Raw genomic sequence first — 20,058 nt, forward strand, 5'->3', positions numbered from 1 at the left:
GTCGCGGCCTGCTGCGCCGCTGCGCCACGCTGTTCCTCGCCTGCGGCTTCGCCCTGCACGGAGCCGCGTTCGCGCAAGACGTACTGATCCGTAACGCCACCGTCCACACCGCCACCGCGCAGGGCAGCCTGCAGGGCGCCGACGTGCTGATCGGCAACGGCCAGGTGCGCGCGATCGGCAAGGGCCTGAAGGCGCCGGCCGGCGCGCAGGTGATCGAGGCCGAGGGCCGCCCGCTCACGCCCACGCTGTTCGGCGGCATCACCGAGATCGGCCTGGAGGAAGTCTCCGGCGAGAAATCCACCGTCGACGAAACCCTGGCCCTGGGCGCCGACACCAAGCAGATGACGGTGCGTCCGGAGTTCGACGTGACCCTGGCCTACAACCCGGAGTCGGTGCTGATCCCGGTCACCCGCATCGAAGGCATCGGCTGGACCCTACTGGGCGCGGGCACCGCCACCGGCGGCTCGATCGTGGCCGGCCAAGGCGGCGTGATGCGCCTGGACGGCGGCCCCGACCCGACCGGCGCACGCGTGCTGTTCGTGAAGCTGGGCGGCGACGCCTCCGGCCTCAGCGGCAACTCGCGCGCGGCGCAGTGGATGATCCTGGATCAGTTGATCGCCGAAGCGCGCGGCCGCATCGGCCCCGACGCCAACGCCGCCCTGCTCACGCCGGCCGGGCGCGCCACGCTGGCGCGCTACCTCGACGGCGGCGGCCGGGTGATGGTGGGCGTGGACCGCGCCGCCGACATCCGCCAGCTGCTGCGCTGGTCGTCGCGCCACGGCGTGCGCATCGCCATCGCCGGCGGCGCCGAGGCGTGGAAGCTCGCACCGCAATTGGCCGCGGCCAAGGTGCCGGTGTTCGTCGACCCGCTGGCCAATCTGCCAGGCGACTTCGACCAGATCGGCGCGAGCATGGAAAACGCCGCGCGCCTGCGCGCCGCGGGTGTCGCCGTCGGCTTCAGCCAAAGCGGCGACGCCTCGCACAACGCGCGCAAGGTCCGCCAACTCGCCGGCAACGCCGTCGCCGCCGGTCTGCCCTGGGAAGACGGCCTGGCCGGCCTCACCCGCGTGCCGGCCGAAGCCTTGGGCGTGTCCGCCGAACTCGGCAGCATCGCCCCCGGCCATCGCGCCGACCTGGTGCTGTGGAGCGGCGACCCGCTGGAAGTCAGCAGCGTCGCCCTGCAGGTATGGATGAACGGCCGCGCCATCGAAATGCGCAGCCGCCAGACCGAACTGCGCGACCGCTACCTGCGTCCGGAGAATGGTTTGCCGCGCGCGTATCCGGCGCCGTCGGGGCGATAAGCGATAGGGCGCAGCGGGCCGCGATGCGGCTCGCTGCGCATGCGCCAAGGTGCTTCCACCTTAGTTGTCGTAGTTCGTGATCTCGGCGTGGATGACACATCCGCCACGTGCCACCAGATAACCGTCGAAGCCCCAATAGGGCGTCCCGGCCTGCTCGGATCGAAAACTGAAGGAATGAATCCGATCCATAGGCGCGAGTTCGCGTTTGAAAGGGATCGTCGTGGCGTAAGCCTTTTCGAACGCCTCCGCCAGGTACGGCTCAGAGACTTCCATACGCTTTCCGAGTTGCTCGACCGTACCGCCCCTGCAGTCCGGCGTGGGCTGGACAAAGCGGTAGAGATCTCCTTCCCAACTGGCAGGGTCGAGGGCAGGGAAGGCCTTCCCGCGAGCGATCGCCGATGGAGCGCTCATCCCCACTAGCACCACGAGCAAGCAGCATCTGACAAGCATTGCGATCCCCTGTAGTACTGAAGAAGTCTCGACCAGAACCTAGCTAGGACATCTTCGCTAAACGCCGCCCTGGCGGCCTCGAAAGCTATTGAACAAGTGCCGCACCGCCGATCCGGCAAAGATGAGCACCAGCGCTGCCGAAATCAGCCATGTCCACAGGATATGGACCATCGTGTACCCCGGCGCGTGTAGGGCGAAGAACGACGAGAACGCAGCCCAAGGCAAGAACAGCACCGCCGCGAGCAAGATGCGAGGCCACAGGCGGGCCCCAAGCTTTATGACCTTCGCCAAAAAAAGGGCTTCAAGCAAATAGAAGCCGCAAAAGATCAGGAAATGGCCCGTCGGATGCTCCCATTGCGCCCTGTCTTCATCGCCGTAGAAGAAGTACTGTTTTGGGTCCAAGCTGATCCAGGTGCTAAACCCAATAACCAGCACAGTGGCAGCGGCAATGACCAAGTTCTTGCGCTGGTTCGTCGTGAGATTGACCATGTCACCGACCACAGGTGCTGAGGCACGCCACTAGACGGCGCGCGCGCTAGTTTCAGCCATCATGCCAGTCTTCCGCGGCGATGCGCATGTGGCTTTCCGGGGCTCACGCGATAGCGTATCGGTGCCGATTACGCGTGGTTGATGACCGCCTCGATAGCGTGCCCATCCGGATCGATCAGAAACGCCGCGTAGTAGTGAGGCCCATAGTCCGGACGCAGACCGGGCTTGCCGTTATCGGTCCCCGCGACCGCCAAGGCCTGCGCATGAAACCGATCCACCGCCGAACGCGACGGCGCCGCGAACGCCACATGAAACCCGGGACCCGGCGCCGCCGAACCGGGCCGCAGCTTCAGACACAGCTGATCCTCGCCATCCACCAGCCCGTAGCCGATGGCGGTGTCGTCCTCGAACACGCGTCGATAGCCTAAGGCGCCGAGTGCGGCGTCGTAGAAGGTGCCAGCCTTGCGCAGATCGGAAACGGCGATGGAGAGGTGATGCAGCATTGGGACCGGCCTTAGGTCGGGCGCGACCGAGCCGCGCATGGGATGGTGCTTAAGCGAAACGCTAGGACACGCTCTGCCGCAGCTGGAACACATTGCCCTCGGGGTCCCGCCCGTCGCACACCCGCACGCCGCGCGCCTGCCATTCACGTTCTGGCGGCCATAGCTCGCCCCCCAGCCCGACGGCCATCGAACGTGCGGTATCGATGTCGGAAACCGGCAAGCACAGCTTGATGCAGCCGTCTTCGCGGAGCGGATAAGTGGTCGTCTCGCCTGCATCGGAATACCGAATGGCGTGGACGATCAGCTGGAAGCCCGCCGCCTCCAAGACCACGTGTTCATCGTCCGCATGCACGACCGTCATGGCCGCAACGCCTCTGTAGAACGCGGAGATCCTGTCGACGTTGTCCACGAACATCACCGCGGCTGCCGATAGCTGAGTCATCGATCGCCTCGCGGAGACCTGGACGTGTTTCCTTGGCGTTGAGAACGAACCAGACCCAAGCAACGGTTCCAAGAAGGCGGTACGCCGAGGATGGCGTACCGGAACCGGATGTTGCCCATCAGCAGCGCCCCGGTCCAGCCGCACCCACCGGACCCATCGGATCGACGGGCCACGACTGCACGTATACCAGCGCAGCGGCCAGCACCACCAGGGCAATCGAGAACCAGATCGTAAGGCGACTCATGGACGCCTCCGCGCCCGCGACCGACTTATGGCCCTCGCCCCCCACACGCGGCGCAGGCAGTTCGGCCAGAGCAATGGGCGATCCGCCCTCTACCCACTCTATCCCGGCTGCTTGCGCAAAACGCAAATCCAATTCAAGCAAGTCCGGGCAGGCCGCCAGGCGCGTCGCCAACGCCGGAGACAGCGGCGCGGTCGGCTCCGCTACTCGGACATAGCGCCCTTCCGCATCCGACCAGTCGTAGGCGTACAAGCCGACCCGGGCATAGCTCTGCCAGACCGCCGAGCTTCCCCAGCCCGTCACCTCCACGGCCTCGCTGATCGCATCGTGCGATCCCACCGAGGCGCGCACCGAATCCGGCACCACGCCGCAGCCCGCGGTGGCGAACAGCGCGAAACTTCCGTCGCGATCGAACGCGAACCAGTCGAACTCTCTGCACTCGATCTCACGAGATGTCGTCATGAGCGCCGAACACCCAAGCCCGACCGCGTTTGCATCTGCACCCGTCTGGACGGATGAACTTTCTTCTCCGGCGTCATTTCGGCCGCGCCTCCGCCGTCAGGATCGTCACCAACGCCAGCCCACCCGCCGCATCGAAACTGAAGTGTACGGAATGCGTCGGGTGGTCGTAGCGCAACCAACCGCCGTGCGCGCCCAGCAAAGTCCGCCCCGGCGAAGCCCCGCGATCCGGCGCACCCAGCACCGCTTCCACTTCAGCACGCGACGACGCGAACGTAAGGCCGTGCCCGAGCGCGCCGCCGTACTGACTGAAATCGTCCTTGCCGGCACCGTGCAGAAAGATGGTTTGAATCGTGCCGCGCGCATCCAGCTGCAGCTGAATGCCGTGAGCTATCGCGCTCAGATAGCGAACCGCCGCCATGCCTGCTTCCAACGGCGCCTGCGTATGCGCCGCCAATGAATAGGGCGCCAAGGTAAACGCCGTCTCGGGTGCCTCCGGCTTCGACCCTAGCGTGGCGATCAGCTCATTCATTCCTTGAACTCCAGCAGCCGAATATCCGGTCAAGCGCCCATTGCAGTGCGCGGACACAGCCGTAGTAGTGACAGCAACCGAGGTCATCGGCCAGCAACTGCAACTCTAACGTTTCGCACACGGTATCGCCGCTATTTATCTTCGGTCGCAAGGCAACACTCGTCTGAGGCATTGCGGCAAATTGAATAGCGGATCGGAAGCGGCCGATACTGGCCAAGCGCGGATCGCGCCGGAACCCGGCAGGCACGCACGGCCGAAGTACGGCCGGCTCCCCAAGCCGTACATCTCAAGGAGAAGAGAGCGCATGAAGACGCAGAAGCGAACCGGCCACCGCCGGCTATGGATGCTCGGCGCCGCAGCGACGTTGGGCATGTTGGTCTCGCTGGCCGCGTGGGCCCTGCCCTACCCGGCCTATGGCTACACCACGTTGGCCACCTACTACTCGACCGCGGCCAAGACCGAAGTGGTGGGCCTCAGGGCTTACGAAAACTGCCCGCCCGGATCGCCGCCGTTTCTGGACCGGGGCGTGACCTCGGCCCATGTGACGGTCGAGATCATCCGCTGTCCGTTCTGGGGCGGCGACCCGGAACCGGAGCTCTGACCCCAAGCCCTCGTTAGCGACACTCCGCCGCTGCGATGTAGCGGCGGCGGATTCGCCTCGGTGCGCCGCACCCTATGCCGCGCCCCGCTGGCGTTTGCCCGTGCGACCCGAGCGCACCTCATCCGCCGCCGCGCCCAGCTGCCGCATCAGTTCCGGCTGCTCCCGGCAGAAGCGCGCATTGGCCGCCAAGGCGCCCCAACACAGCGCCGCGGCCAGCTCGTCGTCGGCCCGCTCCAGCAGCCGGCGCTGATGGTCGGCCGATAGCTGCAACTCCAACGTTTCAAGAGCGACCTCCAACAAGCCGCGCGCGTCCTCCATCGCCCGTTGTGTCCGGTCGGTGGCGTGCAGGCACAAGCGGTCCAGCCGTTCGGGGCCTAGCGCGGCCAGGGCGATGGCATCGGTGGTGGGGTCGCTCGGGGCGGGCCAGAGCTGTAGGAGCAGGTCGGGCGAGAGGGTGAACTGGTCGGGGACGGTCATGACTGCGGTCCTTGCTGGCGGTGAAGTCTCGGGCAGCGCCCGGCCGGATGTACCAGCCAAAGCCCCGGGCACCCTGCCACACAAGTCGACTATATCTACTTTTCCGATATCAGGAAAGTCGATATAGCTTCCGTGTGGCCTACTGCTTTCCGGCCATGCCCATGCCCAAGTCAATTCATCAGCACGAGAACGAAGTTCTTACCAAGTTGCTTAAAGAGATGCGGCTAGCGTCTGGGATGTTGCAAGCGGATGTGGCGCAAGCGTTGGGGCGGTCGCAATCGCATATCAGCGACATCGAGAACGGCACTCGCCGTCTCGATCTGATTCAGCTCCGCGAGTACTGCGCCATCTTCGACACAACCCTCACTGCTTTCGTCCGGCGATTCGAGAAATCGGTGTAACAACAGCTCAATAACTCCACAGCTCTTTCAGTTACCCAACTAGTTACCTGCCTGGCATTAGCGCTTGCAGGACAAGTCTCTCTCTCGAACGGAATGGAGGCCGCATGCCAATAACTGGCATCAAAATCAAAGACAACCGCTGTTTCAGTGGAGACTGGTGCGGCTTCGACAAATTCACGAAGATTAATGTCGTTATCGGTCGAAACAACACCGGCAAATCGCTACTACTCAACCTTGTTCGTGCACTGTGCCACGGCTCAGATTTTTCTCAGGTTACGAAAGCTGGGTTGAGATGCACAGGCTCTATTGACGAGAACAAGTTGCGTAGCTACTTCGCGGACGGCATGGGAGCCAGCCTCCCAGGAAACCATTGGCGGGACCATGGAGCACACTACGCAAACGCGACCCTGGAATGGACTTTAGAGCCTGACGTAGCGGTCCGGAATCTCTCAATAGTCGATACAGCAGTTCCGCTCCGCTATGGAGTTGAAGAAGAAGCTTTGCTGAGGCTTCAACTGGCAGCTATTGATATTGAGCTACCGCTGAAAGGGAGAGATTTTAGACATCTACTTGCCGATCGCGACATTCGCCGAGAAGCGCCGAGTGACGCATTGAGGCTCTCCTCCGATGGCACAGGTGCGACAGACATCGTCCGCAGATATATTACGAGCGCGAAAGATGTAGGCTCCCGTAGAAAGAAGATACAGCATGAGCTTCTCTCAGCTCTGAATGCAATTTTTGGGCCTGACGGAACCTTCACCGAGATACAAATTCAGCATCACGATGATCCTGGATTCGAAGATACGAAATGGGAAATCTTTCTTGGCGAAGAACGTAAGGGATTGATACCACTGAGTAGCTCAGGGAGTGGACTGAAGACGATCATATTGGTCCTTCTCAATCTCCTGATCGTTCCCGACATGGAAAATAGGCCGATCAGAAGTTACGTCTATGCGTTCGAAGAACTAGAGAACAACTTGCACCCAGCCTTGCTGCGTCGACTTTTGAGGTACATCGACAACTTCGCACAAGATAACGACTGCATGATCTTCCTTACGACTCATTCCAGCGCGACTCTCGACCTATTCAGCCGCGTCGATCACGCGCAAATTGTCCGCGTCACTCACAATGGCAGTCACGCGACTACTCAAACCATCAACGGACATTTTGAGAAAACCGGTCTAATCGGAGATCTTGGCGCCAAGGCCTCCGACATTCTGCAAGCCAATGGAATTGTATGGGTAGAAGGTCCGTCGGATGCCATCTACCTCAATCATTGGATACACCTTTTCTCGCATGGCGAACTGATTGAAGGGCGCGACTACGCTTGCGCCTTCTACGGTGGATCCTTGTTAGCTCGCGTAGGATTCAGCGCCCCAAACGATTGTGAAGATGAGCTAGTGAACCTAATCCCTCTCAACCACAACGTGGCTCTCATCTGTGACAGCGATCGATCCGCAAAGGGATCAACCCTCAAGCCTCGTGTACTCAAAGCCAAAGAGGCTCTCAAAGCAGTGCCGGATAGCACCTTGTGGATCACTGCAGGTAAGGAGATCGAAACATACTTGCCCGGCTCCGTTATCGGAGCGGCGCTAGGGATGACTGAAATTCTCGACCCAGACAAGTATGAAGCGATCTTCCCATCCACTTCAAAAACCCAGAAGGGCCAGTCTTACATCGAGAAGAAGCTCGGGCTTGGCTCCATCGACAAGGTAGAACTGGCCCTGAAGTGCTCCCCACACATGACCATCGAGAACATGAGCGAGCGATTCGATTGGCTAGATAGGATGAATGATCTTGTCAGCACCATTCGCAAGTGGAATGACTAGCTTGTTGAAAATAGGGATCAGAGTGCACCTATCCAGAATGCTTCGCGAAAGTTCACTCTGACTCTCCCTTGGCAAGAACTTTCGTCGCCGTGCCGCAAGTGGCTTCGACATCGTTGTTACGAAATTGACCGACGTTGAGATCTAGCGCCAAGATAGGCAGATCGAGAAATTCGATCGTTTCAACTGCCTGATGGCTAAGGCTCTCGTCGCTGGAATCAATCGCCCGGACTGCTCGAAACTATCAGTACATCGGACGTCGCGTACGGCCCTTGCTGACTCCTCTCTACAGCAGCAACCAACATCGCTGCAGTGGCTTGGATCCATGTAATTTCAGGCTCCACGTTCCGGGCGCCGATTGTCACGCGAATGGAGATGTCAGTCTCCGGGTTATCCGGAACAGTAATCACGCAATCGAGCACCTCGCCCACCGAATCTGGCGCTAAGTACACTCCTTCAGAAGCAACCGCTTGGGCTCCCGGAAAGGAGGTAGTCCGGATCGGGAACGCTTCGTTTTTTTGTGAGACTCTAACTCCGGCAGCACCACTGTCGCCCCACCACACCGATACATACACCTTCTCTGCGAGAATCGCACCGATGTTTGCGACCGCAAGCGTAAACGCAAGCACCATCCTTTGATCTTGTTGATCTCGAGGGCGGCGCGCCGGAAGCGAAACAAACTGGAGCGTCAACTTCCCTCTCGGGGGGCGGCCGAACAAGCCTGCCAGAGCATCATGAGGGACCACTTCAAAGGACGAGCCCGCCCGCATGTAGTAGGTCCTCAATCCTGGGGCCTCAGCGCGGAGTGGCGCCCGTGAAGACTGCGGTATCAATGTAATCACATAGCCCCGCGCTTCGTCGCCGTCTGGAACGGTCAGATTCTCAACTCCGTCATGAGGAGGGACCGTTAGCCTTGAGATCGCAGACTCTAAGCGCGAACGAAAAGCTTGAGCATCGCGCAATGGGTGCATGGTTGCCGCAACGTCGGCTCCGTCAGGCTGTGGAGCGCATTCAATCCCCCAAACAATGACCCCGCCCGAGCTGTTTCCAAATCCTGAAATTGCCTTCGACAGGTTCTTGTTATCGCTCGTATGCAAGACCTTTCCGCCACCGTCGTCTCCGGACTTCTTGAAGTCTAGAAATAGCTCCTCTGCGACACGATCAGCGAGCATGGCGTTGATTGCTGCAATTCCCTCAAGCCGCACTCTTTCGAACAGATCGCGAGCACGTGACATGTCGACCCCTCCAGAATTAGTGACAGGAAGCAGAGTTCAACCGCTTACCGCCGGCTCTCACGGAAAATTCGCGCTTCACACCGGCGCAACCTTCGAAACAGGGGTCAGAGCTCACTTTTCCAAGACTCTTCGCGAAAGTGCACTCTGACCCTCCTTTGAAGTCACCTTCTTGAGTTACCTTCAATCGCTTCTATCGATACTGAACGATAGCCTTGTTGATGCTATGCACGACTTGCTCGATGTACGCTCTGTCAAACGAGCTCAATGCATTGACCTCACCAGACGAACTCGCAATAGACACGTGATAGATCGCTTTCTTGCCTTTTAGTACAAGAACACCGATACCAATAGCCACTAGGGCAAAGAACAGCGTGGTGAAGCCAGCGCTCGTTGAGCTCGTGAAAGCAAACAATGCTGGGAGTAGAAGAAATACGCCTAGCAAAATCAGGATGGTCGGAAACGATGTGTTGGGAGACGTTACGGTCATCCGAACAGAGGTGATGTTGCGAAGGGCATATGTCGTCCCTCGAATGATCACCCTCGAAGTCGTGACAGTCGCCAAGTTGTCCGAATGCAGAATCTCTTCCTCACCACCTCGCTTGACTTCAACTGGCACCGGTGGGGGCGTAGAGGTGGGCGCAGTCAAGATAGGCTGAGGCGGTGCGCCGCATTGAGGGCACGCCACAGCTTCGCTGCTTATGGTCTTGCCACATTCACGACATGGGATAAGTGCCATAGAATTCGTCTAGATAGAGTGGCCAACGCGCGGATTAGGCGCCCCCGGGGCCGTCCGCCTTGTTCGAACTTTCCCCGGCGCGGCTTCAGGCGAGCATATACCCTCAGTCCATACTATTGCCCCGAGAACAAGGACCAGAGTGCACTTTCCTAGAATGGTCTGCGAAATCTCACTAGGCGCACAGAGATAAGGCATCAATGAAAGTCGCCATCAACGGCGCCGGCATTGCCGGTATAGCGCTCGCCTACTGGCTGAGCAAGCTGGGCCACGAGGTGTTGCTGGTCGAGCGGGCGCCCGCACTCCGCACCGGCGGGTTCGTGGTGAACCTGTGGGGCATCGGCTATGACGCGCTGGAACGGATGGGGCTGCTGCCGGGGCTGCTCGAACTGCAGCACCACTCCGACGAGCTGCGCATGGTGGACCGGTCGGGGCGCACGCGGGGCGGTTACCCTTCCAGCGTGTTGTTGAAGCTGGCCAAGGGGCGCATGGCCACGCTGGCGCGATACGACATTGCCGCGACCATCTACGGCGCCTTAGAGGACCGGGTGGAGACGCTGTTCGGCGACAGCATCACCGCGATCGACGATGACGGGGCGCGGGTGCGTGTCGGGTTCGAGCATGCGGCGCCGCGGGAGGTCGACCTGGTGATAGGCGCGGACGGTCTGCACTCGCGCGTACGCCAGGTGGTGTTCGGGCCTGACGACCGGTTCGAGTATCCGATGGGCTGCCATGTCGCGTCGTTCGAGGTCGCCGGCTACCGACCCCGCAGCGGGAACACCTACGTGGCGTACACCGCGCCCGGCCGGTACGTGGCCCGCTTCCCGCTGCGCGACGATCGCATGCTGTTCTTCGTATTGCTGCGGGACGAGCACTTGCCGGGGCGTGCTCCGACCAACGCTGTCGAGCGCAAGGCGGCGTTGACCGGTGCGCTCACCGGCATCGGCTGGGAATCGGATGCCATCGTCACGGCGCTGGAGCGGGCGGACGACGTCTACTTCGACAGCATCAGCCAGATCCGCATGGACGCCTGGGCCGAAGGCCGGGTGGCCTTGATCGGCGACGCCGCGGCCTGCCCGTCCCTGATCGCGGGCGAGGGGGCAGGCTTCGCGCTGGCGCAGGCCTACGTGTTGGCGGGCGAGCTGCATCGGCACAGCGGCGACACCGCTGCGGCCATCGCGCAGTACCAGGCGCGCCTGATGGCGGTCGTCGCGCGCAAGCAGAAGCTCGCGGAAAGCCTGGCAGCCTCATTCGTCCCCAGAACGGCACTGGGCGTGCGCGCTCGCGACTACGCCACGCTGCTGATGCGCCTCCCGGTCTTCCCGAAGATTCTGATGGGGCGCTACTTCCACGACGAGTTGGCATTGCCGGAGTACGGGATCTGACGCCCAGCGCCGACTGCCCATCGCGGCCGCGTGCCGCTAGGCATCGCCCTTAGGCAGCGGCGCCAGGAAATCCGCTACTGGCTCCAGGATCACCTCAGGCAGACTCTCGGCGATGCACGCGCGCATCCGCGCCCAGGCCTCCACATCCACCGATTCACGCGCCAGCCCTTCGGCCCTCGCCGCTGCCGACGGCCACTGCGTGTAGCTGTACCAAAGATCGTCCGGCCCGCGATGCAGGCGCGAGCCGAGCGAGCCGCGTTCGGCCCGCAGCAGTTGCGTCACCCGCGACCAGGCCTCGACAAAGGTCTGCTCGGTCCCTGGGTGCAGGCGCCAACGGTAGATGGCGCAGAAGGCGGGGTTGTCGTTGCTCATGCGTTGATTCCACGAGGGTTGGTCGGCGGCAGGGGATGCCTGCCCAAAGCCCATGAGCGAAAGGTAGCCGGAACAGGGAGCGGCGTCATTGTCCTCCGCGCCCCGAGCGGGAGCCATCGACTGTCTTGCCCCTGTCATGGGATTGGCATCGAATCGCCGGAACCGCTCAAGCGCCGCGAGACCGCCATGGATTCATTCCGCATTCGAATCGCGCGACGGGCACCGAAAGCGCCTCGTGGGATGACCCGGAGCCTTGCGTGCCTGCTCTTACTGCCCGGCGTGAGCTGGTTGGCCGGCGAGGCGCGGGCACAGCAATGGCAGCTGACCAAGGAGAAGGACGGCATCCGCATAGAGAGCCGGCGTATTCCGGGGGCACGCTTCGAAGAGCTGCGTATCAGCACCTTGTTGAAGGCGTCGCCGGAGGCCATCGCGGACTACCTGTTCGGGAAATACCTGGATGAGAAGAACAAGAACATCCGCCGCAGCTTCGTCCAGCGCGGGCGGGACGTGACCGTGTGGTCGGACGTGCTGAGCACGCCGGTCACCAGCGAGCGCTGCTACTCCATGCGCTTCGAACGGCACGCGCCGGGCAATGGCGAGATCCGGGTGAAGTTCGTATCCCTGGACTACGTAGGCAAGAAGCCATCGGCCGACTGCATCGCGCTGCGCTCGCGTGGCGAGTGGGTCATGACGCCCACGGGCGCGGGGACGCGCCTGACTTACGTGTCGCTGACTGACTTCGGCGGCAAGGTCCCGGCGATGCTGGCGGAACGCTCCTTGTCGTCGGCGGCCGTGTCCAGCCTGCGCAAGGTGGTGGCCGGATCCTCGGGGTTGGCGCTGCCCAAGGGGTTCGACGACTGATTGACCCTACTCGATCCGAGTAATGGACAGCCGGGAGCTATCCTTGATATCCGTTGCCGAGAGCGTGAACCCGCCGGCATCGACCTCGAACTTCACGGCGATTGCAGGCTCTCCAGGTCGCGCTGGTGCAAAGCCCGTAATCTGAAATTCCCCCAAAGATCGAGCTGTTTTGACCATACGGGTATTGCCACGATAGAGGCGCACGAGGATCTGGCTCTGGCCATCCTCCGCCGTGCTGAAGGTTTCGGATCGCGAGCAGGGAATCTCGCAGCCCTTGGTCAGCAACGGCGTAAATACTCCGCCGAGCGTCTCGACGCCCACGGACTCTCGGAGGATCTTGCCCTCCACCAACATAGCCGAGGCCGGCTCCACGAGAATCGACGCACTCTCGGTGTGGAGACAGCCGGAAAGGCACAAAGCCAGCAGACCGATCGCGTACTTCACTATCGCCTCCTGGAACATGAATTGACCGAGGCGCGAAGCTGCATCGACTCGAATGACCGGTTAGACGGATCGGATTTACTGATTGCACTAGGCATCGGATCAATCCGCAAGCTCGAACCACCCTTCCGCCCGCTGCCGACCCCGCCTCCACCCCTCCCTGCACGGCTTACGCTGCATCGACGTAGGGTCGGCAATGTAGCGACGGACCGTGTGTTTGACCGGAAAGCCGCCGCCCCAGAAGAAGTCCACCACTAAGCCGCAGGTCTCGTTCTGAGTAATGTGCACCCCGTAGGTCAGGTCCGCATACGCTGCTGGGGGAGGCAGCACGGTCACCGTCTCGCCAGGCACCGCCAAACTCGAGGCCCAGGCGGCCGCAGCCTGGTAGCGCGGCAGGTCGCGCTGGAATTGCCAGTCGCGGATCGCATGCCCGAGTTCGATGCCGATCGGTACAACCGCCAGCACCGCCGCCGGAACGATGGCTGCCCTCAGGCGCCGACCCTTCTCGCGCGTCAGCGCCCATCCCAGACAGATCAAGAACAGAAGACCGGCCACAAGGAAGGCGCCCATGGCCAGCAGCTGTTTCAGCATCGTCGGCCGCGCCGCAAACGCCGCGATGCTGCACATGCTCGCCAGCGACAGCACCCACACAGCTTTCGAGTACGTCATCGGCTCTCCAAGGTTGGGCCAGCTACTTGACCCCAAGGGTGATCTGGAGGAAGTCCACCCGGTCATCCTTGGAATTGTCCATGAAGTACTCCATATCGACGGAGAGGTTGTCGGCTGCCAACTGGGGACTGTAGAACGAAGTCTTGCCCGACCAGGACTCAACACCCGTGTTTCCGACGGGACCCGCGATTCGTTGGCCCTGCAGGCAACTTAGGGCCCTATTGATGTTTACCTCCATAAACTCGGTGGACGCATACTCCATCGCCCAACTGCAGAATCTTCGCGCGGCATCGTCGTCGCTGTGTTCGCAAGTCTTGTAATGGTCGACCATCCAGGTGCCGCCGCGGCTTAGCCTGACGGTACTGACGCTGTTCGCGGCGACGGCGCTTGCCCAGGCGTCCAGTTGCTCGCACATCGCGGGGTCGTTGAGCCGCGGCGTGGAAGCGCACGATGCCAGCCCCATCGCCAGTATCGCTATCGCCACCCTGCATGACTGGGGTCGACCGGGATCTGGCAACGGACGTCGGCATGCGGTCAGATTTGCGGTCATCGGCCATCTCCTAAGCTGTCGCGAAACAACAGGCATGCCAGGGCCTGGCGGTCTGGACGGCGCATGTTCGCGCGGTCGGCCCAGCCGAAATAGATCTCGACGCTGTGGATACGCATCCGTCCCCCTTGGATAGCCGTCGGACGATTGTCGGACCTACCTCCGCGACCGGGCAAGCGATTCCGCCGCTCCGCCTTGGGGACAATGCGCTGAACCGGTGGGCTTCAAGCAAGGAAACTCTTCGTCTATCGGGCAAGCTAATGGTCGCGATGGTGTCCAGGTGGCGCGCGCAGCGATGCCGCCACGATCGCCGGGACGCTTCACCACTATGGGAGATAGGATGACCTTCAGGCGCACCCTGACGATGCTGCTCGCGCTGGCCTTGCTGTTACCGGGCGCGGCCTTCGCGGACGAGGCGCTGTCCGCCGCGCTGACCCGGCAGATGGAGGTCAATCGACAGCGCTACGGCATCGCCGGGCAGGCCCTGCTGGTCGCGCACAATGGGGAGGTGTTGTTCTGCGGCGCGGATGGCGAGGCCGACGTCGAGCGCCATGAGCGGGTCACGGCCGATCACGTGTTCGCCGCCTACTCGCTAAGCAAGTTGTTCGCCAGCATTTTGATCATGCAGTTGGTCGAGCAGGGTCAGGTGGACTTGGACAGGCCCGCCAGCGCCTACGTACCCGGCCTGCCGAAAACTTGGCAGGCCATTCGCATGCGCGAGTTCCTGGACCACACCTCTGGCGTACCGGAGTACTTCGCTCAACGGCAGGACGGGGCGGCCTCAACCGCCATGGCGTTTCCCGGAGATTTGCCGGCGGTGTTCGCGTCGCTGGCCGATACGCCCCTGCAGTTCGCCACCGGCACCGACACGCGCTACACGCAGAGCAACTTTCTGGTGCTGACCGCGCTGCTGGAGGCCCATTACGGTAAGCCGTACGCGCAGATCGCCGATGAGCGCATCGTGCGCAAGCTGCAACTGGGGCACACCTGGCTGAGCCCGGCTGCGCTACCCACGCAAGGCGTAGTGCGCAGCTACGTCGGCAAGGACGGGCGCCTGGTACCGGAGCAGGATATCGACTGGCCGGACTATGCCCACGGCCACGCCGGGCTGTACCTCACGTTGGACGATCTTGGCCGGTTCTTGAAAGCGGTGACCTCGGGCGAGCTGGTGGGCAAAGCCACGCTGCGCCGGCTCTGGCAGCCGCGCACGCTGGCCAACGGGCGACGCGGCGGGTTCGCGGCCGGGTGGGAGTACGGCGAGAGCGGCACCTATCGACAGGTCGGACACGACGGCGGCACGCGCGTGCGGGTGCGCGTGCTGTTTCAGGGCTCGCTGGACGGCGATGTTTACGTATTCGCCTACCTGACCAACGGCAGCGTGCGCAACGTCTGGTCGCGCGTGCTGGTGGGCAGCGCGATGGCGGTGGTGGCGCCGAAGCAGTTCCCGACGGAGACCTTGTCGGAGGCGCTGGTACGCTACTCCTTGCAAGCGCCGGTCAAAGACGATGCGCAGGCACAGGCTGGATCGATCCGCGCCCAGCATCTACTGAACGATGCCGAGCTGGAGCGCGCCATCAACACAGCGGGCTATTCCGTTCGGGAGAACTTGGGTATCGATTCCGCGCTGCGCGTGTTCGAACTGAACACCGTGCTCTTTCCGAACTCGCCCAACACCTGGGACAGCTTGGCCGAAGCGCATGCCGCCAAGGGCGACCAGCACAAGGCGAAGGCGCTGTACGAGAAGGCGCATCGACTCGCCGGGCGGGCAAAGGCAGGCGAAGCGCGATAGCGCTACGCCCGGGGCGCGGAAAGACGTAGCGGTGTCGCCCCCTATCGGCGCAACATCCGATACTAGAAACTAGTCCGTGCGTATGCTCTTCAGCACTGCATTCGCCGCCTCGATCTCGGCCTCCGTGGCATCCACCGGCGTGATGACGATCAGGTTGGCGAACCAGGTCATGGTCGAGCGCGCACAGCTGGTGTAAGCGCGCGTTTCAGAGCCGGGACGCTTGGTGACGACGTGATGGTCGCAGGTCCAGTCGGCAGGGAGCGCCAGCGCCTGCGCCGGCAAATCAGGATCGGCCGGCACGACGCTATTGAACTCGATGCGCAACCCATCGCTCAGTTGCCGCGCAAGCACCGATTGCATCCGAGTGGGTTTGAAGCTTTCGAACTCGGTAACGCCCACGACCACACCGCGCGCTCGGTCCAGGATCATCAACCGAGTGGAGTCTTCCGCACCGGCGCCTTCGATGGCCGTCGTCCATTGGCTCTTGTCGAACGTCAGCGCAAGGTGACGTAGCGGCGCCCTGGGGACAAAGCCGTCTTGCGCCGACGAGCAGCCCACCGACAGGAGCGTGCATAGCAGCATCAGCATTGACCAGTATCGCTTCATCCCATCCCCATCGATATACGACTCATCTTTCCTCTTCGCGTACCGGCGCGCTGGGCTGCTTAGGCTCTGTGCATTCGGAAGCCAGCAGTTTCAGCGATTGGTTCTTTGCCTCCGCCAGTTCGACGCGAAGCTCGAACCCCGGCCAGGTGCCGTCGAACTGCCGAAGCTTGGTCAAGCTAGCCTCAAGCCCACTGAACTCCGCGACAACTTTTTCGGCGGATTCGGCGCATGCCGCACCTTGGACGCGCTCGGCAACCCGTGCGCTGTCCTGCTCGAGTACGGCGATCTGCCGTTCGTAGCAGGCGCCCAGGATGTTGCCGCAACCGCCGAAGGAGCATTCCTTTCGAGCCTGCTCGGACTCTTCGAGACATGCCTGATACTCGGCCGTCGCGGCAGGTCGTGCGTCTTGCGCCTGAGCGACGGTCGCGGATGCGGCGAACGTCATGAGCAGCAAGAGCTTCTTCATGCAGCCCACCCCCAAACCTGTCCAAGGCATCCACAGTGTCGGTCCTCACACACGACAAACACAAGCGAAGCGGGCGACTGCGGGCGGGCTTAATCCACTCCGAACAGGAGGGCCCCGAGGTACATGAGGCCGATCAGTAGCACGCAGTTTGCGACGAACGCGACCGCCAGATAGGCAGCGGACACGCCGATGAATCGCCCGGAGGTGATCCCTGCAAATCCGTCCGGCTGTCGGATCTGCGGGAGCAGAATCCAGAACACCGGAATCAGCCAGCACCCCAGGAGCAGAAGGGCGGCTCCCCAGACAGAAGGCGACGATGTCAGAAAAACGTACCAGACAACAGGCATCGCCACGCTGGAAAGCAAGCTCGTCAACCAGAAGCGATATCGGAACGGCTTTCCCGGGTCCTCGAGGGGACGCGCGGAGGGCGCCGCGTAGATGTTGGAGCTTTCATCGGGCGCTGTCATGGCGGCCGGGCTCAGGCCTCGACTCTCGTGCAAATGCCGTAGATCGCGCTGGGCCCGATCCAGCCATTAATGAAGCCACGGTTGTTGCCGATCTGAAACCTCTGTCCCTGGATGGCTTTGACGAGGTGGAGGTATTCGTTTCCGTTCACCTTGCACAGCACGATGTCTCCCACGTTCAAGGCCGAGAGGTCCGCGATCGGCTCGACTGTGCACAGCTGCCCCGATTCGATCTTTCCCGTCATCGAGCCGCCGCGCGGGCGGAGCGCCACCGTCTTTCCGTTCTTGAGTTTGGCGATACATGCACTCCACCTGAAATACCCAGTTGCAGCAGTGCAGGCGCCAGATCGCCGAAGTGGCGGCACTGGCTGCGGGGAATGCGTGCCCCACCGGATGCGTGCCCCAGAGTTGATAGGACGAGCACACCCAGAAACTGACCAGCCCGTAGACGGAGGCGGCCATAAGATTCATTTTGTGCAGTGCGGCCAATGTCGACATTTGGCTTCTATTGGCCCCGCCGTTGATCAATGCTGCCATTTCTCCAACCCGCAATGTCTGCACGCCTTTACCAGAGTCGGAATGTCATTGAGATACTTGAATGCGAATGGGCGACCGCAATTCGGACAAGGAAAGAACTGCAAGCGCACCGCAGCGACAATGAGCCCAACCAGCCACAACAGCGCAGCGCCCAGCATGATCAACTTTAAAGTTGGACGCGTCAGCGATAGCGCTACTAGTGCGGCCATGGGAAATCCTGAGACTATAAGCCATGCGAACCATCGCGCTCGGCTTCGATAGTCCCGCCATTGGTCCGACAAATCGAACTGGTTATTCATGCTGCCGGACACCTGGCGCTGATCGAGGTACGACATAGTCTCAGCCCAAGTGCACTGTTACCAAGTGGACACACGCCGACGCGCTGGACTGCCATCGATCGTTTGGGATTCGCCATTGTCACCCTGTTCAACCATTCGCCGACAGCCGATCCAGGCGAGCAAGGTCGTTGGCAGGATTAGCGGAGCGAGCAAAAGACAGAGAGTGTCGGATTCCGGCATCGCGGCACCCTACACCGCGTTGGTCTGCGTATCCAACAACACCACCCGGTTACGCCCCTCGTGCTTGGCGCGGTACATGGCCGCGTCGGCGCGCTGGATCAAGGTGGCGGCGCTGTCTTCCGGGCCGCACTCGACCACGCCGATGCTGAGGGTGAGCGCGACCGGGACGCCCTTGACCTCGCGGCAGCGGCGCTCGACCTTGCGGCGGATCTGTTCGGCGGTGTCGCGCGCGACCGCGTCGCCTACGCCGGGCAGCAGCAGCAGGAATTCTTCGCCGCCGATGCGGCCGAGCTGGTAGAGCGGCATGGTTTCAGAATGGATGCTCTCGGTGACCGCGCACAGGCAGGCGTCGCCGATGGGGTGGCCGTAGGTGTCGTTGATGGCCTTGAAGTGGTCCAGGTCCAGGAACAGCACCGACAGCGGCTGGCGCTTGCGCCGCGCCTCGACCACCGCGCGGTTGAGGCGGGTGATGATGCCGGCGCGGTTGAGCACGCCGGTCAGGGCGTCGTGTTCGGCGTGCAGCTGGGCGACGTCGCGTTCGCGGCGGAAGGTGAGCATGCGATCGGCCAGGCCCAATACCAGGACCACGGCGGCGAAGGCCTGCATCACCGGCAGGCCGTATTCCAGCAGCGAGGTCAGCGGCACGCCGGCGCTGAGCTGCATCGCGCGCGCGGTCGATACTGTGACCAGGGGGACCCATGCGATCAGTACGAAGCCGGCGTGGCGGCCGCCGCGCAGCCAGACCGTGGCCAGGGCGACCACCGCCAGCACGTTGGCCAGCATCAGCAGGCCGTTGCCCAGCGGCGGGAACCAGGCCTTGCTGACCGGCCACGGCGAGACCAGGCCGATCAGCAGCGCCAGCGGCAGCCACGCGCCCACGACCAGCAGCGCGCGCGTCAGCCACGGCGCGCGCGGGCGCAGGTCGGCGAACTCGATCAGGAACAGCACGGTGACGATGGTGGAGGAGGTGGCGACGAACCAGATGCCGGCCACGCCGAAACGGCCCAGCCAGGCCAGCACCGGCAGCGTGTAGGCGTCGCCGTAGGCGCACAGCACGTACAGCAGCTGCAGCATCATGCTGGCCGAGAACAGCAGGTACACGCGCTCGCGCAGTTGGGTCCAGAACAGCAGCACCACCAGCGACACGCCGACCAGGATGCCCATGCTGAGCCAGAGCACGCGCACGTGGCGGTGGTCCTCGACCGCGTAGTCCTCGCTGGAACGCACCGCGATCTGCAGGGGATAGCGCGCGCCCTCGACGCGCACGTAGACCGGGCCGGCCGCGCTCAGCGGAAACGCCAGCGCGCGCCGCGAATGGCTGACCTGGGTGCCGGGATCGAAGATGGTGGCGCTGCGCGCGCGGTAGTCGGGCGGCGCCAGCACGGTGACGCGGGCGCTGAAGGGGTGATAGACCAGCAGTACGCGCGGCTCTTCCGAGGACTCCGGACGCAGGCGCCACCAGCCGCGGCCGTCCTGAGCGCCGGTGAGCTGGGGCGGGCCGGACTGCGCGGTATAGGCCGTGTCGGGCAGCGCGCGCAGGGTCTCGAACGAGGCAGGCGGGGGCTGGGTCAGGCGTTCGACGCGCACGATGCCGGCGGCCCACGCCTGCACGCAGACACTGCACAGCACCAGACAGGCCGCGATCCAGACTCGTTTCATCGGCTCCCCGCGTCCGCGCCAGTGTCGGCCCGGTCGCCGCGCGCCACAAGCCCC

Annotated in this window: 24 protein-coding genes; 7 read left to right on the top strand and 17 right to left on the bottom strand. The window is 62.8% G+C overall.

Going from position 1 to position 20,058, the window contains the following annotated elements; all coding sequences use genetic code 11:
* Positions 1–11 precede the first annotated feature (11 nt).
* Positions 12–1,301: an amidohydrolase family protein gene (locus tag ASE43_RS15260; RefSeq protein WP_235568763.1), complete on the top strand. Its 1,290-nt coding sequence runs from the start codon at positions 12–14 to the stop codon at positions 1,299–1,301.
* A 60-nt stretch (positions 1,302–1,361) separates the two neighbouring features.
* Here ASE43_RS15260 and ASE43_RS15265 read toward each other — a convergent pair whose 3' ends face one another.
* The 6 genes from ASE43_RS15265 to ASE43_RS15290 form a co-directional block, all read right to left on the bottom strand.
* Positions 1,362–1,712, bottom strand: a complete 351-nt coding sequence (locus tag ASE43_RS15265; RefSeq protein WP_157499968.1) for a hypothetical protein — start codon at positions 1,710–1,712, stop codon at positions 1,362–1,364.
* Positions 1,713–1,808: 96 nt separating this feature from the next.
* On the bottom strand, positions 1,809–2,240 hold the full coding sequence (locus ASE43_RS15270) for a hypothetical protein (protein WP_057161056.1): 432 nt from the start codon (positions 2,238–2,240) through the stop codon (positions 1,809–1,811).
* A gap of 128 nt (positions 2,241–2,368) precedes the next feature.
* On the bottom strand, positions 2,369–2,743 hold the full coding sequence (locus tag ASE43_RS15275; protein ID WP_057161057.1) for a VOC family protein: 375 nt from the start codon (positions 2,741–2,743) through the stop codon (positions 2,369–2,371).
* Positions 2,744–2,804: 61 nt separating this feature from the next.
* Positions 2,805–3,185 carry a VOC family protein gene (locus ASE43_RS15280; RefSeq protein WP_057161058.1) on the bottom strand — a complete coding sequence of 127 codons (381 nt, stop codon included), beginning with the start codon at positions 3,183–3,185 and terminating at the stop codon, positions 2,805–2,807.
* Between the two features lie 118 nt (positions 3,186–3,303).
* A complete protein-coding gene (locus ASE43_RS15285) occupies positions 3,304–3,888 on the bottom strand; it encodes a hypothetical protein (RefSeq protein WP_057161059.1) in 585 nt (194 codons plus the stop codon).
* A gap of 73 nt (positions 3,889–3,961) precedes the next feature.
* Complete coding sequence (locus tag ASE43_RS15290; protein ID WP_057161060.1) at positions 3,962–4,417, bottom strand: hypothetical protein; 456 nt, start codon at positions 4,415–4,417, stop codon at positions 3,962–3,964.
* A 304-nt stretch (positions 4,418–4,721) separates the two neighbouring features.
* Here ASE43_RS15290 and ASE43_RS15295 point away from each other — a divergent pair, with 304 nt between their 5' ends.
* The gene (locus ASE43_RS15295) at positions 4,722–5,018 is read left to right on the top strand and encodes a hypothetical protein (protein ID WP_057161061.1); all 297 of its coding nucleotides are present in this window, start codon (positions 4,722–4,724) and stop codon (positions 5,016–5,018) included.
* 72 nt (positions 5,019–5,090) lie between these two features.
* Here the strand turns inward: ASE43_RS15295 and ASE43_RS15300 are convergent, their stop codons facing one another.
* A complete protein-coding gene (locus ASE43_RS15300; protein WP_057161062.1) occupies positions 5,091–5,495 on the bottom strand; it encodes a hypothetical protein in 405 nt (134 codons plus the stop codon).
* 161 nt (positions 5,496–5,656) lie between these two features.
* Between ASE43_RS15300 and ASE43_RS15305 the strand changes: the two genes are divergently transcribed.
* Together ASE43_RS15305 and ASE43_RS21365 are read left to right on the top strand one after the other, a co-directional pair.
* A complete protein-coding gene (locus ASE43_RS15305; protein WP_057161150.1) occupies positions 5,657–5,896 on the top strand; it encodes a helix-turn-helix transcriptional regulator in 240 nt (79 codons plus the stop codon).
* A gap of 104 nt (positions 5,897–6,000) precedes the next feature.
* Complete coding sequence (locus ASE43_RS21365; protein ID WP_082607309.1) at positions 6,001–7,725, top strand: AAA family ATPase; 1,725 nt, start codon at positions 6,001–6,003, stop codon at positions 7,723–7,725.
* Positions 7,726–7,940: 215 nt separating this feature from the next.
* Here ASE43_RS21365 and ASE43_RS21915 read toward each other — a convergent pair whose 3' ends face one another.
* On the bottom strand, positions 7,941–8,957 hold the full coding sequence (locus ASE43_RS21915) for an ATP-binding protein (RefSeq protein ID WP_157499970.1): 1,017 nt from the start codon (positions 8,955–8,957) through the stop codon (positions 7,941–7,943).
* Between the two features lie 933 nt (positions 8,958–9,890).
* Here ASE43_RS21915 and ASE43_RS15315 point away from each other — a divergent pair.
* A complete protein-coding gene (locus tag ASE43_RS15315) occupies positions 9,891–11,075 on the top strand; it encodes an FAD-binding domain (protein ID WP_057161064.1) in 1,185 nt (394 codons plus the stop codon).
* Between the two features lie 36 nt (positions 11,076–11,111).
* Here ASE43_RS15315 and ASE43_RS15320 read toward each other — a convergent pair whose 3' ends face one another.
* Positions 11,112–11,447: an antibiotic biosynthesis monooxygenase family protein gene (locus ASE43_RS15320; RefSeq protein ID WP_057161065.1), complete on the bottom strand. Its 336-nt coding sequence runs from the start codon at positions 11,445–11,447 to the stop codon at positions 11,112–11,114.
* 186 nt (positions 11,448–11,633) lie between these two features.
* Here ASE43_RS15320 and ASE43_RS15325 point away from each other — a divergent pair, with 186 nt between their 5' ends.
* Entirely contained in the window at positions 11,634–12,308 is a 675-nt protein-coding gene (locus ASE43_RS15325) for a hypothetical protein (RefSeq protein ID WP_157499972.1), read from the top strand.
* A gap of 6 nt (positions 12,309–12,314) precedes the next feature.
* On the opposite strand, the gene ASE43_RS15330 is transcribed toward ASE43_RS15325, so the two are convergent.
* The 3 genes from ASE43_RS15330 to ASE43_RS15340 form a co-directional block, all read right to left on the bottom strand.
* Complete coding sequence (locus tag ASE43_RS15330) at positions 12,315–12,752, bottom strand: Hsp70 family protein (RefSeq protein WP_162258800.1); 438 nt, start codon at positions 12,750–12,752, stop codon at positions 12,315–12,317.
* A 99-nt stretch (positions 12,753–12,851) separates the two neighbouring features.
* On the bottom strand, positions 12,852–13,418 hold the full coding sequence (locus tag ASE43_RS15335; RefSeq protein WP_057161068.1) for a hypothetical protein: 567 nt from the start codon (positions 13,416–13,418) through the stop codon (positions 12,852–12,854).
* 22 nt (positions 13,419–13,440) lie between these two features.
* The gene (locus tag ASE43_RS15340; RefSeq protein WP_157499974.1) at positions 13,441–13,968 is read right to left on the bottom strand and encodes a hypothetical protein; all 528 of its coding nucleotides are present in this window, start codon (positions 13,966–13,968) and stop codon (positions 13,441–13,443) included.
* A gap of 337 nt (positions 13,969–14,305) precedes the next feature.
* Here ASE43_RS15340 and ASE43_RS15345 point away from each other — a divergent pair, with 337 nt between their 5' ends.
* Positions 14,306–15,754, top strand: coding sequence for a serine hydrolase domain-containing protein (locus tag ASE43_RS15345; protein WP_057161070.1), 1,449 nt, complete (start codon positions 14,306–14,308; stop codon positions 15,752–15,754).
* A gap of 69 nt (positions 15,755–15,823) precedes the next feature.
* On the opposite strand, the gene ASE43_RS15350 is transcribed toward ASE43_RS15345, so the two are convergent.
* From ASE43_RS15350 to ASE43_RS15370, 5 genes are all read right to left on the bottom strand, one after another.
* Complete coding sequence (locus ASE43_RS15350; protein WP_056181001.1) at positions 15,824–16,342, bottom strand: hypothetical protein; 519 nt, start codon at positions 16,340–16,342, stop codon at positions 15,824–15,826.
* A 40-nt stretch (positions 16,343–16,382) separates the two neighbouring features.
* Positions 16,383–16,826 carry a hypothetical protein gene (locus tag ASE43_RS15355; RefSeq protein ID WP_056181004.1) on the bottom strand — a complete coding sequence of 148 codons (444 nt, stop codon included), beginning with the start codon at positions 16,824–16,826 and terminating at the stop codon, positions 16,383–16,385.
* Between the two features lie 89 nt (positions 16,827–16,915).
* The gene (locus ASE43_RS15360; RefSeq protein WP_057161071.1) at positions 16,916–17,293 is read right to left on the bottom strand and encodes a hypothetical protein; all 378 of its coding nucleotides are present in this window, start codon (positions 17,291–17,293) and stop codon (positions 16,916–16,918) included.
* 11 nt (positions 17,294–17,304) lie between these two features.
* Positions 17,305–17,655 carry a S24 family peptidase gene (locus ASE43_RS15365; RefSeq protein ID WP_255356393.1) on the bottom strand — a complete coding sequence of 117 codons (351 nt, stop codon included), beginning with the start codon at positions 17,653–17,655 and terminating at the stop codon, positions 17,305–17,307.
* A gap of 699 nt (positions 17,656–18,354) precedes the next feature.
* Complete coding sequence (locus ASE43_RS15370) at positions 18,355–20,004, bottom strand: diguanylate cyclase (protein ID WP_082607311.1); 1,650 nt, start codon at positions 20,002–20,004, stop codon at positions 18,355–18,357.
* Between the last annotated feature and the right edge of the window lie 54 nt (positions 20,005–20,058).

Source organism: Lysobacter sp. Root983 (assembly GCF_001429345.1).
Classification (GTDB): Bacteria; Pseudomonadota; Gammaproteobacteria; order Xanthomonadales; family Xanthomonadaceae; genus Lysobacter.